The following is a 13,623-nucleotide window of genomic DNA, read 5'->3' as shown; positions in this document are numbered from 1 at the left end:
ATTATTCTTCGTTTAATGAAGCTTCATCAAATTGAACTGATGATTCCTTTGAGTCGATTGGTGCAGTACCCATCCATGAAATCATTTCCTTCATAGAATCAGTAATTGCGTCAGTACCAGCTCTCAAAAGCTTACGTGGGTCGTAACCCTTGTTGCCCTTGTCTAAGTCCATCTTGTCTTCGATGTACTTACGAGTTGCAGCTTGGAATGCTAATTGGAATTCAGTGTTGATGTTAATCTTAGCAATACCTAATTGAATTGCCTTTTCGATTTGGTCTTGAGGAATTCCTGAACCACCGTGAAGAACAAGTGGTTCGTTTGGAACTGCTTCTGCAATTTCCTTCAAACGATCGAAGTTTAAGCCAGTCCAACCTTCTGGGTAAACACCGTGGATGTTACCAATACCACAAGCAAGCTTGTCAACACCAGCAGCAACGAAAGTCTTAGCATCTTCAACTGATGCTAATTCACCACCATCGGCACCTTGGTTTTCACCAATCTTACCGATTTCAGCTTCAACAGAGATACCTCTTTCGTGAGCTAACTTAACGATTTCCTTAGTTTTAGCTAAGTTTTCGTCAGTTGGTAAGTTGTGACCATCAAACATAACTGATGAGTAACCAAGTGCAATACATTCCTTAGCTGATTCAAAGTCACCGTGGTCCAAGTTCAAAATAACTGGAACATCGATATCCATGTTGTCCATTTCGTTAAGAACTAAGTCCTTAACAGTCTTGTAACCACCCATGTACTTAGCAGCACCAGTAGAAACTTGAATCAATAAAGGAGTTCTAGTTTCCTTAGCACCTCTTAAAAGTGCACGAGTCCATTCAAGGTTGTTAGTGTTGTATGCACCTACAGCGTAGTGGTTTTCACGAGCAGCTTTGAAAATGTCATTACCATTTACTAAATAAGCCATTAAAAAAATACCTCCTAAATTTTTAACACATCATTAGTTTAACCCATTAGTGCAAAAATTAACATACTTTAGCTTAAAAAAATTCGTGAATATTTTTATTTCAAAAAATACTACATTTCTTTAGGTGCATTTACACCTAAAAGTCTCAATGCTTCAGTTAAAACAATTGAAGTTGCTTGAACTAGTGCAAGACGAGCATTTAATTGATCATCTTCGTCCAAAATTCTAACATTTGCATAATACTTATTAAATTTCTTACTTAAATCCAAGGCATATTTTGCAATAATTGATGGTTCAAATTTTTCTGAGGCTTTTTCTACAATAGCAGGGAAATCAGCTAATGCTTTTGCAACTGCAAAGGACCAATCATCATTTAAGCTTAAATTATCCATTGAGATTTCTTTATTAGCCTTACGTAAAATACTTTGAGCTCTAGCATTAGTGTATTGAACGTATGGACCAGTATCTCCTTCAAAACGAACAACTTCTTCTAAGTCAAAATCAAAGTTATCCATTCGATCATTCTTTAAGTCATGGAATACAACGGCGCCCACACCAACATCATGAGCAACTTGTTCCTTATTAGATAAGTTTGGATTCTTTTCTTCAATTTGCTGTTCTGCTAAAGAAACTGCATCCTTTAAGACTTGATCTAAGAAAACAACGTTTCCTTTTCTAGTAGATAGTTTCTTTCCGCCTTGAGTAATCAAACCAAATGGAATGTGGTGAATATTATCTGACCAATCATAACCCATCTTCTTCAAAACTTGTTTTAATTGCTTAAAGTGACCAGTTTGTTCACCACCGGCAACATAAAGGGACATTACAAAGTCATATTCCTTTTTACGGTATAGAGCTGCAGCTAAGTCACGGGTCATGTACAAACTAGAGCCATCTGATTTCAAAATTAAGGCTGGATTTTCATCTTCACCCAAGTTAACTACTTGAGCTCCTCGTGATTCTTCGAGTAAGCCTTTTTCCTTTAATTCATCAACTACTGGTTGCATCTTATCGTTGAAGAATGCTTCACCGTTATATGAATCAAAAGTCACACCTAATTCTTTATAAATTCGGTTAAATTTTTGAAGAGAAACTTCACGGAACCATTTCCATAACTTAATTTCTTCTTCGTCCCCATTTTCAAGTTTCTTAAAGGCAGCACGTCCTTCATCTTCTAATTTAGGATCTTTTTCTGCTTCTTCATGGAATTTAACGTAGTAATGGAAAAGATTGTTGATTGGGTCCTTCTTAACGTCTTCTTCATTTCCCCATAAACGATAAGCAGTAATTAACTTACCAAATTGGGTACCATAATCTCCAAGATAATTAATTTTAATTGGAGTATATCCTACTTTTTCTAAAGTTTTAGCAATTGAATTGCCAATTACAGTAGAACGCAAGTGTCCCATAGACATTGGCTTCGCAATATTAGGAGAAGACATATCGATTGGAACATTACCTTCACCTAATTTTTGATCACCAAAATGATCTTTTTCAGTTAAAACGTCATTTAAAGTCGCATTAACAAGTTTTGCATGATCAATCGCAAAATTCACGTATGGTCCAACCGCCTGAATACTTGTGAAATTATCATCACTAATCTTTTCAGCAATATCCTTAGCAATTAAAGCAGGATTTTTATGTTCAATTTTTGCCAAAGCAAATGCTGGAAAAGCATAGTCACCCATTTTAGCATTCTTTGGTCTTTCAATTAACATAGAAATTTTTTCTTTAGGTAAATCTACCTGTTCACTAACTAAATCAACGACTTTTTGTTTAAAATCCACTTATAACACCTCTTGCATAAAAAAAGTCTCTTCCTAGTAAACTAGAAAGAGACGAGAAAGTTCCCGCGGTACCACTCTACTTGATACAACGTATCCGCTTATTAATTGATTTTAAAGTTAAAGTTAAACACGCCTTCATATTGCCCCATTGTCTAACTCCCACCAACCATAGACTCGCTGAACATAAATGCAATACTACTACTTTTAACCTTTTGTCATGAAGATTATATCAGCAAACTTAGGGAAAGTGCAATATTAAATCGAATACATAGTAAAACTTTAATTAAAACAATAACTTAATAACTTTTTGGTCTCCACAAACCGTTCATTATCATTTTCAGCACCTAAAATTACTGTAATTATTCTTTTTCCATTTTTATCTGCTGTACAAGTAAAACACGAACCAGCACCATCAGTAGTACCCGTCTTTAAACCATCCACAGAAAATGTCGAATCATAGTATGAGAGACCATTTAGCATTTTATTACTATTAGTCATAAGTGTATTTTGAAAATATGCTCTAGATAGTTTCGTAGTATTTAAAATTTCAGGATAATCAGTTATTAATTTTCTCGCTACAATTGCCATATCATTAGCACTCATTTTATTTTCAACTGTTGTCATCATCCCTAAAAAATTTTTTCTTTTCTCCGGTAAACCATCAACAGTTACGAATTTAGCATTATTGAGTTTCCATTTATAAGCTTGCTGGCGCATTTGATTTAGAAAATTTGTCTCGCTTCCACTAACTGCAATCGCAAGTAAACGAGCTGCATTATTTGCCGACTTTATTAAGGCTGCATCATAGAGCTGTCTTACGGTATATTTTTGCCCTAGCCTAAGCGGAACACTTGCATAATCTTGATTTGAGCCTAAGTCTACTATTTCTTGAGTTGGGGTAACAGTTGTATCCCAAGATTTTTTTTCTCTTTAATTGCTTGTAAAGTTAAATAAACAGTTAAAAGCTTGGTCATTGAGGCAATCGGCAAGCTTTGATTAGCATTTTTAGCGTAAAGAGTTGCTCCATCTTTTGCATTAATTGCTACTGCAGCTTTAACATTTAAATCCACTTGGTCAGTATGATAATTCGATGGCATTCTATTTGAGTTAAAATTGTTTTTCCATACAAAAAAACAAATAGCTGCTATTACAAATATAATTAACCATAAATACTTTTTCTTAGTTTTCTTCTTTGCATGTCTCATTCGGTCACCCAATTTCTCTTTATGCAATTTAACTCATTTCGTCATTACTTCATTATTTTTCATATTGCTTCATTATCTCTGGAAGATGAGCCGATAATTGAGTTGGTCGAACAATATATTGCCTCTCTGCAATTTTATCAGCAGCTAAAGAATGAATCCCCACAGCAGCTGCCACTGTTTCTAAGTTAGGCGTAAATTGACCACAAAATCCGCCAATAGTTCCAGCCAATGTATCTCCCATGCCACCAATAGCCATTCCTGGATTACCAAAAGGATTTAAATAAATATGCCCTGCTTGATCATAAACTTTAGTGTGATTGGATTTCAAAACCAGAATTGCATTCTTATTTTTAACTAATTTATTCAAACCTGCTTGATTCAATTCATCATTCTGATCAGAAATTTTTATTCCACTTAATCGTTCCCATTCCATTTGATGAGGGGTAAAAATCAGAACTTTTGAATTTAATGGTAGTAAATCGTTTTGCTGACCAATTAAATCTAATGCACTAGCATCTAAGATTAGTGTTTGCTTTAAGCTAATGTTATCTCTAACTAGCCCTAATATTTGCTCTGCTTTTTTATCTAATCCAAGACCCATTCCGCAAATTACTACATCAGAGCTTTTAATTAAATTTTTTAACTCTATGCTTTCATCCCAATTAAGAGCCATAATCTCTGGATCTCGAGTATGAAGAGCAGCAATATTGACTTGGTCTGTAGCTACTGTCACTAAACCTGCACCACTGTTCAATGCACCTTCTGCTGCCATAATTAGTGCTCCACCATATTTTTTACTACCTCCAATTAGGAGTAAACGACCATAATTTCCTTTATGTGTAGCACTTTTTCTTTTCTTTATTACTCTAGATATTAATTCTTTTGAAATAGATTCCATTTTATCCTATCCAAAAAAGCCCATCTAATCGATGAGCTTTACTTTAAATACTGTCATTATTTTCTTTTTTCGCAAGTTGTACTGCATATTTAGTTAATTTATCTGCAGCTACTTCACGTGCATCAGTTTGAACACTTAAAGCATAATGTTCCAAATTATCTCTAAGCTCCTGTGAAATTGTATTTTCGTATTTTCCTAATTCACTGTCACTAAATGGCTTAAGAAAATCAGTTATATTGTCAAACAAACGCTCCATTGCATAACGCAATTTTTTATCATCAACACGTTTACTTGATGCAATCTGCTTTTTAATTCTTTCAAGGCTATGAATAGTATGTGGTAATAAAATATATTCATCTTTTCGTCTTTGCCAAATGATTACGCCATTGGTTTCAATATCATTTAAATTATTTTGTACTTCATCTAAATTACTATCTGGACCAAAAGAATAACTCAAAGAATTATCATCTAGGTAAGCTGCATAATTATCATGCTTATCGTCTGCATCACCATTGTAATTATCCAAAAAGTTACGGGCTGCATTAATATCATGTTGAATTTCTCTCTTTTGAGCTACACTCAAGTATTCCGGATCATAATCTTGATAAAGATGCGTGCCTTCTTCAAATTGAACTAATAATTGCTCATCCTGTGCATCCTTTAATATTTTGTCAATTTTTTTATAGGTATCAGTTCCTAAATAGAAATCTTTCTCATCAATATCAAAATTGAAATCATTGTAACAAGTATCACGCAATCCTAGTAAAGTCATATATGTATCTTTTTTCAATTTTGTCCACCTCTTTCAATCGTTATTTTACTCTTTTTCTAGATAAGCAGGTAGTTTTTAATTCAAGATAGACTCTTATAACTTAACCTATTTATTACGTTGTTCATCTAAAAAATTTTTAAAGTTTGCTAATTGATTTTTTCTTTGTTCATCTAAAAAATTTTTAAAGTTTGCTAATTGATTTTTTCTTTGTTCACTAAAAGCTGTTGCTGCTGAATTCACATAAGCTTTAAAAAGTTTTCTTATTATTGGTTCCCAAACATTCTTTTGGGTAGAACTATTTTTTATCAAACGAGTAGCTAATTTATATGTCGTTTTAGACGTTAACAGCTTCCTGAAATAAATTTGATTAGTGTCACTAACTGTTAGATATAGCATTTCAATAAAATCTTTTCTTTCCGTATCGTTTGTATTTTTTAGCCATTCAGCAATTGCCTTCCATGAAACTTCGGATGTGCTATCTAATTGCTTTAAAACTACAAATTGATCATTGATAACGTGCCAAGTAAACATATCATGCTGAAGTAAACTATTTCCAGAAGCTGCCACAATAGTACAATAATCTTTTTCTCCAATCAGATCATCTTGCAAGATGCCAATCAATGAACCTTGCGGAATATATTTATGAATTTTACCCTTTAATTTTAAGAATCTATCCTTTAATCGTTCTTGATTATGAAAACCTGGTCCATCAAAGCAGTCGATTCTACCAATATGAGACAAGTCGGATTCTTTTAGGTTCAATGCAACGGCAAACGCTAAATTTCCACCCTTTGAATGCCCACCAAGATAAAATTTTCCTGAAAACAAATTTTTGATTTTTCGATAATAAGAACGAGCAAAATAATGAGCTGGTACCCAATCATTAAAAGACATATTAAAATTTTCTTTCCAACCGATGGTAGTAGCCGTTGTTCCCCGATATGCAATATAATATTGATTCTCTGCAATACAAAAGGTAACAGCATTAAATTGCATTTGTGTTTTTGCATCTACTTTACTAACCACATTGCGCCAACATAGGTTTTTAAAGCGTGGATTTTCTAACATAATCTTGATCAGCTTTTCAGTATTCTTTCCACCGAGATTCCCTTGAGTTAAAGTCTTAATCTCGTTATCAGAAGCCAAACTTTGTAAACTATGATGCTGAGGAAGAGTATCAAAATTACAATATGCTAATTGAGAAAAAATCATACTATCTACTTCATTTAAGGAAAATTCATTAAAACTTCGCTTCTCTTTTGCAGCATATACAAGCATATTATCCACTTTTTTCTTCCTCACTTTCTCCGAAAATATTATATAATAGACTTCCTTGGCAGGGGCAAAAAAGGAAACTTAGGTAAGTATCTTACTCAAGTTTCCTTTTTCTCTTTTAAACTTTAATATGTAATTTTTCTAAGACCCTATCAACTTTTGGTCCAATTATCTTTTGAGCTAAACCAAATTTTACTGTTAAAAAGGCATAGAGTAAGCCGCCAATAACCACTGCAAGTGTAACAAGAACAAATGAGGTTGGTCTGCGTTCGGGTGAAATAATTCTTCCACCGAAATCAACTACTCCGGTAACTATCACAAACATGGCCATTGAAAAGATTGCAATTCCAATAAATCGTCTCGATGTACGATTACTATTATATTTGTACCTAACCTTTAAGTGTTTTAAAGAAAGCCAGATAGTAATAATCAATCCAATATTTGTAGCTAAGAGCGGCCCATATACTTTAAAGAATTTAATCATTGGAAGTTGGACAGCAAATTTAATGATAATTCCTAAAATTAGGTATTTTATAGCTAGTCCGTTCTCTGATAGACCTTGTAAAATTGCCATCAAAACTGTAAATAGTCCTAAACTAATTGCCGTAAATGATGATAAGTACAAGACATTTGAACCTAGTTGATCGTAGCCATAAAAAATTGTATAAATTGGCGTTGCAATAGCAGCCATCCCCAATGAAGCTGGAATCATAACAAATAAGAATAATTCCAAGGTGTTTTCAATTTGGTTAGAAATGCTGGCGTAATCACGTCGTGCATGGGCACCTGATAAAAGTGGAATAGCAGTTACTGACATTGCAGTTGCTAAAGATACAATAATCATGATTAATTTATTTGCATTTAATCCAAACAATGCATACCATGATTCAATTTGATCAGAACTAGCATGAACAAACATAGCAATCATTGGATGGAAGGTATATTGGTCAATTAATTGAAACAAGGTGATTCCAGAATCAATGATGATAAATGGAATAGATTGATTAATAATTTCCCAGAAAATTCCTGCAGTAGAAATTTTAATTGCGTGGTTTGATTGCTCCATTAATGCGTTCAGTTCATTTCGCCTACGATATAAAAACCATACTAAGAGCAAAATTCCAAATACCGCACCAATAGCTGCAGCTAAATTTGATTGAACAACCGCATGAACATAGGATCCGTGTTGAACTTGCATAATAATATAAGCTGTCAATAGCATCCATATTACTCGGGCCAATTGTTCAATAAATTGAGACATAGCTGGAGGCATCATATCTGCATAACCTTGGAAATACCCACGCATGATACTCAAAATTGGAATAATTAAAACTGCATAAGAAAGACTTCTCATCACGGCAACTTGACGTGGATCACTTTTAGCTCCATGCAAAAGTGCACCAATGATATCATCAGTAGCTAAAATTGGAGCACCAAAATACATAATTGCTGCACAAATCACACCAAACATGGCCATCAAAATTAAGCCGCGTCTAAATAGTTTTCGCCCAATATCATATTCATTTAAAGCATTATATTTCGCCACCTGCTTGGCAACCGCTCCGGGAATACCTGCGGTAGAAATAATAATAAATAAACTATAAATATTATAGCTTTTCGCTGTTAAAGCATTGGCAATGTTCCCATGACTCCCCATCCAGGCATACCATGGAATAATATACAATGCTCCTAAAATTCGTGACACAATAGAGCCAAAAGTCATCCATGCGGAGCCTTTGACCATTGTCTCTTTAGTATTTTTAGTATTGTTTTCCATAAAGATAAATTTTCCCTATATCCAGTTAAGCGTCTGAATTATATATTACTCATTAATGTAAATTGTATTTACAAATATTAATTATTTAGGAAAAACTTAAATTACTTAGCAACAATATTAACAATCTTGTTTGGAATAACAATGACTTTTTTGACATCTTTTCCATCTAAGAATTTTTGAACATGATCAAGAGCAAGAGCTTCTTTTTCTAAGGTATCTTTATCACTATCCTTAGCAGCCTTAAATTTACCACGAAGCTTACCATTAACTTGAACCATAATTTCAACTGTTGATTCAACTAATTTTGTAGGATCATATTCTGGCCATTTAGCATATGCAATAGATTCATCATGACCAAATACTGACCAAATTTCTTCCATCATGTGTGGAGCAACTGGTGCAAGAAGCTTAACAAAACCTTCTGCATATTCACGTGGAATAGTCTTAGCTTTTTGAGCTGCATTCATAAAGACCATCATTTGACTGATTGCAGTATTAAAGTGTAAAGCTTCAAAGTCTTCAGTAACTTTCTTAACTGTTTCAGCATAAACCTTATCAAGCTCGCCATCATTTTCTTTAACAATCTTTTCTTGTGGAATTGCCTTTAAATCAAGATCATTAACAAATAGACGCCATACACGATCTAAGAACTTCTTAGTAGATGCTGGACCGTTGTCATCCCAATCAATTGACGCATCTAATGGTCCCATGAACATTTCATACATTCTAAGTGAATCTGCACCATATTCATCGATTACTTCATCAGGGTTAACAACATTTCCTTTAGACTTAGACATCTTTTCATGATTCTTTAAAATCAAGCCTTGGTTGTATAATTTTTGGAATGGCTCCTTAGTTGGGACAACGCCTAGATCATAAAGAACCTTGTGCCAAAATCTTGCATAAAGAAGGTGACGAACAGCGTGTTCTGCCCCACCAATATAAAGATCAACTGGAAGCCACTTCTTAAGTAAATCATAATCAGCTAATTCTTTATCATTATGTGGATCAACATAACGTAAGTAGTACCAGCTTGAACCAGCCCAGTTAGGCATAGTATTGGTTTCACGCCTACCTTTTCTACCGTTCTTATCAACAACATTTACCCAATCAGTCAGATTAGCTAATGGACTTTCCGGGGTACCAGATGGCTTAATGTCAGTTGCATGAGGCAAGCGAAGTGGTAATTCATCTTCAGGTACTAATGAAGTAGTACCATCTTCCCAGTGAATAACTGGAATTGGTTCACCCCAGTAGCGTTGACGAGAGAAATCCCAATCACGTAACTTATAATTTACCTTCTTTTGACCTACATGATGGTTTTCAAGCCATTCAATTATTCTCTTCTTAGCTTCTTCATTATCTAAACCGTCTAAAAATTCGGAATTAACATGCTTACCATTTCCAGTAAAGGCTTCTTTTTCTAAATTTCCGCCTTCAATTACTCTGTTAATTGGTAAATTAAATTTAGTTGCAAAAGCATAATCCCGATCATCATGTGCTGGTACAGCCATCACTGCACCAGTTCCGTAACTAGCTAAAACATAATCGGAAATCCAAATTGGTACTTCCTTACCATTTACTGGGTTAATTGCATAAGCACCAGTAAATACACCAGTTTTATCTTTGTTAAGATCGGTTCTTTCAAGATCTGACTTTGATTCAATCTTTTTAATATAAGCATCAACTGCTTCTTTTTGTTCAGGAGTAGTAATTTCTTGAACTAATTTACTTTCTGGGGCAAGAACTGTATAACTTACTCCAAATAGGGTATCTGGTCGCGTGGTAAAGACATCGAAAGTCTTATCGCTATCTTTAACTTTAAACGTAACTTGTGCACCTTCTGAGCGCCCAATCCAGTTACGTTGCATCTCCTTAACTGGTTCTGGCCAATCTAAATCGTCCAAATCCTCAAGCAGACGATCTGCATAAGCAGTCATTTTAAGCATCCATTGACGCATATTACGACGATAAACTGGGTAACCACCACGTTCAGTTTTACCATCAACTATTTCTTCATTAGCAACCACAGTACCCAAATCTGGTGACCAGTTAACAGGGACCTCCGCTTCATAAGCTAAGCCCTTCTTATACATCTGTTCAAAAACCCACTGAGTCCATTTATAATAATTTGGATCTGACGTTGTAACTTCACGATCCCAATCATATGAAAAGCCTAACTTATTGAGTTGTTTTTTGAAGTTAGCAATATTTTCCTTAGTAACTTTTTCTGGATCTTCACCAGTCTTCAAAGCATATTGTTCAGTTGGTAAACCAAAAGCATCCCAGCCCATTGGATGAAGGACATTATATCCTTGAGCCCGCTTCATTCTAGACATAATATCGGTTGCAGTATAACCTTCTGGATGACCCACGTGTAATCCTTTACCAGATGGGAATGGAAACATATCTAGAGCATAATAATTTTTCTTTTTAGGATCATTTCCTGTTTTAAAAGTATCATGCTCTGCCCAGTATTTTTGCCATTTTCTCTCTACAGTCTTGTGATTATACAATTAAATCTCTCCTTAAAACTAAAAAACGCCCTATGATCATAAAATCATAGGACGAAGTTCATTTCGCGTTACCACCTAAGTTCCACACATATTGTGCGACACTCCTGCCCCTTAACGCGGAAAGCAAACGATAGACTTTATCTATAAGGGCAAGTTCACAAGACAATTGTTAAGCTTTGCACCAACCAGCTCATCTCTAATAACAACCATCACTTGCTACTACTCCCTAGTCTTTATTTTTTTATGGATAATGATTATAATTTACCACATCTACTAGAAATTACAAGAGGAGAAATATTTTTGAAAAAGAAACATAATAATTTAACCATCCATGATACCCTAATTCCGGGATTTATTTTTTTAATTCTCTATGTAATCTGGGCACTTTTAGTTATTAATCAAACTTCATTTATCCAATCTTTTGATAAAACTATTATTGATCTAGTTTCTAATAACAATGCAACTAATATAGCAATTGCAACTAAGTTAACAGTAATTGGCAATACTAGTACCTTAACAGTAGCAACAATCGTATTATTCATCGGATTATTATTCGCTAAAAAGTTTGCTTACGCTTTTTTTACGGCAGGATTAATGATTTGTGCTAATGGATATAACTGGATTACTAAGCATGCAGTTGAACGACATCGACCTTTAGTCCATCACTTAGTTTATGCCGATGGCTATAGTTTCCCATCAGGACACTCTGTAGGAAGCGCCACATTCTTCGGCATTCTAATTGTGCTAACTATTTTATTAGTTAAAAGTAAGTTTTGGCAAACTATATTAATTATTATTTGGGCTCTCTTCCCGCTTTTTATTGGGTACACTAGAATTTTCTGTCACGTTCATTACCCTTCTGATGTTGTTGGCGGGTGGCTAGAAGGAACGACTTTTGTTTTACTGGGTTTTTCAGTTTTATACCATCTATACTTAAACAAAAAATATGAATAAAAAAGCTAACTGAGATCAAAATTCTCAGTTAGCTTTTTTCGTATACATTTTTTTCTGTTTGTATAGTTGATTAAGTAATAAAGATAGAATGATGACGATTAAAGAGACAACATACACCGACTTTGAAGCAAAATACCCAAAAAGACGTATAAATTGGTACTAAAATTAAAGCTAAGTCTGCGGCTACTAAAATGAGTAACATATTTAGTATTACTTTTATTTTACATGTTCACTCACATAATTTTTTAGCGCTTCTACCTTATCTGTATGTTCCCAAGGTAAATCAACATCAGTTCTTCCAAAATGGCCATAAGCAGCCGTTTGACGATAAATAGGACGTCTTAAGTTCAACATTTCGATAATACCTGCTGGTCTTAGATCAAAAACATTTCGAACTGCTTCAACTAATAAATCTTCACTTACCTTACTTGTTCCATGAGTATCAACCATAATTGAAACTGGGTGAGCTACTCCAATCGCGTAAGCTAATTGAATTTCACATTGATAAGCTAAATCTGCAGCAACAATATTTTTGGCTACATATCTAGCAGCATAACTAGCACTCCGGTCAACTTTAGTTAAATCCTTCCCAGAGAAAGCACCACCACCATGGCGAGCATATCCACCATAAGTATCAACAATAATTTTACGACCAGTTAAACCTGAATCTCCTTTAGGCCCACCGATAACAAAACGACCTGAAGGATTGATCAAAAACTTAGTACTCTCATCAAGATATTGAGATGGAATAACTTTTTTAATAACCATATCAATCATGGCCTCACGAATTTCATCATTAGTTACTGTTGCATCAGTTTGAGTAGAAATGACAACTGTATCAACGCGTTTTGGCCTATTTTCCTCATCGTATTCAACAGTCACTTGTGCTTTTGCATCTGGTCTTAACCAATCAAGACGTCCTTCTTTACGAAGACTAGACACGCGACGCATTAAAGAGTGCGCTAAAGAAATAGGTAGTGGCATTAGTTCGGGAGTTTCTTTAATGGCAAACCCAAACATTAGACCTTGATCTCCAGCTCCAATTTTATCTAAATCATCTTTATCTTCATGATTTTCACGTGTTTCAAGCGATTCATTAACGCCACCGGCTATATCACTTGATTGTTCATCAATATCAACTAAAATAGCACAGTTATTTCCATCAAAACCAAGTTCTGGACGATTATAACCAATCTCTAAAATGGTTTTTCTAACTACTGATTGAATATCAACGTAAGCAGACGTTGATATTTCTCCAACTACTAAAACAAGACCAGTAGTAACAGTAGTTTCGCAGGCTACTCGTCCATTAGGATCCCTGGCCAAAATTGCATCTAAAATCGCATCAGAGATTTGATCAGCAACTTTATCTGGATGTCCTTCTGAAACTGATTCTGAAGTAAATAAACGTTTTTCTTTTTTCATAGAGTCCCCCATCTTTCGGTTACAAGGCATCTTCGCTGTTAAAAACGAATCCTTTCGGGACCTTAACCGAATAAACAATATAACAATAAAATTTC

11 protein-coding genes, 1 riboswitch and 1 other annotated feature are annotated in these 13,623 nt (G+C 34.5%); of the genes, 1 reads left to right on the top strand and 10 read right to left on the bottom strand.

Annotation, left to right across the window (positions count from 1 at the left end; translation table 11 throughout):
• Position 1 precedes the first annotated feature (1 nt).
• From H1A07_RS02530 to leuS, 9 genes are all read right to left on the bottom strand, one after another.
• Entirely contained in the window at positions 2 to 919 is a 918-nt protein-coding gene (locus tag H1A07_RS02530) for a class II fructose-bisphosphate aldolase (protein ID WP_004896844.1), read from the bottom strand.
• A 110-nt stretch (positions 920 to 1,029) separates the two neighbouring features.
• On the bottom strand, positions 1,030 to 2,706 hold the full coding sequence (gene argS, locus H1A07_RS02525) for an arginine--tRNA ligase (RefSeq protein WP_210145262.1): 1,677 nt from the start codon (positions 2,704 to 2,706) through the stop codon (positions 1,030 to 1,032).
• A 279-nt stretch (positions 2,707 to 2,985) separates the two neighbouring features.
• On the bottom strand, positions 2,986 to 3,591 hold the full coding sequence (locus H1A07_RS02520) for a D-alanyl-D-alanine carboxypeptidase family protein (RefSeq protein ID WP_275952022.1): 606 nt from the start codon (positions 3,589 to 3,591) through the stop codon (positions 2,986 to 2,988).
• Positions 3,588 to 3,938 carry a hypothetical protein gene (locus H1A07_RS10380; protein ID WP_275952020.1) on the bottom strand — a complete coding sequence of 117 codons (351 nt, stop codon included), beginning with the start codon at positions 3,936 to 3,938 and terminating at the stop codon, positions 3,588 to 3,590. Before H1A07_RS10380 ends, H1A07_RS02520 begins: the two co-directional genes overlap by 4 nt.
• Before the next feature lie 25 nt (positions 3,939 to 3,963).
• A complete protein-coding gene (locus tag H1A07_RS02515) occupies positions 3,964 to 4,809 on the bottom strand; it encodes an NAD(P)H-hydrate dehydratase (protein ID WP_210145261.1) in 846 nt (281 codons plus the stop codon).
• 43 nt (positions 4,810 to 4,852) lie between these two features.
• Entirely contained in the window at positions 4,853 to 5,599 is a 747-nt protein-coding gene (locus tag H1A07_RS02510) for a hypothetical protein (RefSeq protein WP_210145260.1), read from the bottom strand.
• Between the two features lie 87 nt (positions 5,600 to 5,686).
• Positions 5,687 to 6,868, bottom strand: coding sequence for a DUF2974 domain-containing protein (locus H1A07_RS02505; RefSeq protein ID WP_210145259.1), 1,182 nt, complete (start codon positions 6,866 to 6,868; stop codon positions 5,687 to 5,689).
• Between the two features lie 106 nt (positions 6,869 to 6,974).
• Positions 6,975 to 8,633 (bottom strand): putative polysaccharide biosynthesis protein, encoded by a 1,659-nt coding sequence (locus tag H1A07_RS02500; RefSeq protein WP_210145258.1) that lies wholly within the window; start codon positions 8,631 to 8,633, stop codon positions 6,975 to 6,977.
• 101 nt (positions 8,634 to 8,734) lie between these two features.
• Positions 8,735 to 11,149 carry a leucine--tRNA ligase gene (leuS, locus tag H1A07_RS02495; protein ID WP_210145257.1) on the bottom strand — a complete coding sequence of 805 codons (2,415 nt, stop codon included), beginning with the start codon at positions 11,147 to 11,149 and terminating at the stop codon, positions 8,735 to 8,737.
• Between the two features lie 44 nt (positions 11,150 to 11,193).
• Positions 11,194 to 11,392 (bottom strand) — a binding site (T-box leader).
• Here leuS and H1A07_RS02490 point away from each other — a divergent pair.
• Positions 11,393 to 12,103, top strand: a complete 711-nt coding sequence (locus tag H1A07_RS02490; protein WP_210145256.1) for a phosphatase PAP2 family protein — start codon at positions 11,393 to 11,395, stop codon at positions 12,101 to 12,103. It abuts the feature before it with no gap.
• Between the two features lie 216 nt (positions 12,104 to 12,319).
• Here H1A07_RS02490 and metK read toward each other — a convergent pair whose 3' ends face one another.
• The gene (gene metK / locus H1A07_RS02485; RefSeq protein WP_210145255.1) at positions 12,320 to 13,528 is read right to left on the bottom strand and encodes a methionine adenosyltransferase; all 1,209 of its coding nucleotides are present in this window, start codon (positions 13,526 to 13,528) and stop codon (positions 12,320 to 12,322) included.
• Positions 13,526 to 13,599: riboswitch (SMK box riboswitch) on the bottom strand. It overlaps the preceding gene by 3 nt.
• Positions 13,600 to 13,623: the final 24 nt, after the last annotated feature.

The organism is Lactobacillus taiwanensis (assembly GCF_017894345.1).
GTDB lineage: Bacteria > Bacillota > Bacilli > Lactobacillales > Lactobacillaceae > Lactobacillus > Lactobacillus taiwanensis.
The sequence above is the reverse complement of the archived record's forward strand: the minus strand, read 5'-3'. Positions and strand labels throughout refer to the sequence as shown.

Bases quoted from the DNA above. Each gene is read 5' to 3' on its own strand.
- H1A07_RS02530 (WP_004896844.1), bottom strand. From the start codon at position 919: ATGGCTTATTTAGTAAATGGTAATGACATTTTCAAAGCTGCTCGTGAA.
- H1A07_RS02515 (WP_210145261.1), bottom strand. From the start codon at position 4,809: ATGGAATCTATTTCAAAAGAATTAATATCTAGAGTAATAAAGAAAAGA.
- H1A07_RS02500 (WP_210145258.1), bottom strand. From the start codon at position 8,633: ATGGAAAACAATACTAAAAATACTAAAGAGACAATGGTCAAAGGCTCC.
- H1A07_RS02490 (WP_210145256.1), top strand. From the start codon at position 11,393: ATGGATAATGATTATAATTTACCACATCTACTAGAAATTACAAGAGGA.
- metK (WP_210145255.1), bottom strand. From the start codon at position 13,528: ATGAAAAAAGAAAAACGTTTATTTACTTCAGAATCAGTTTCAGAAGGA.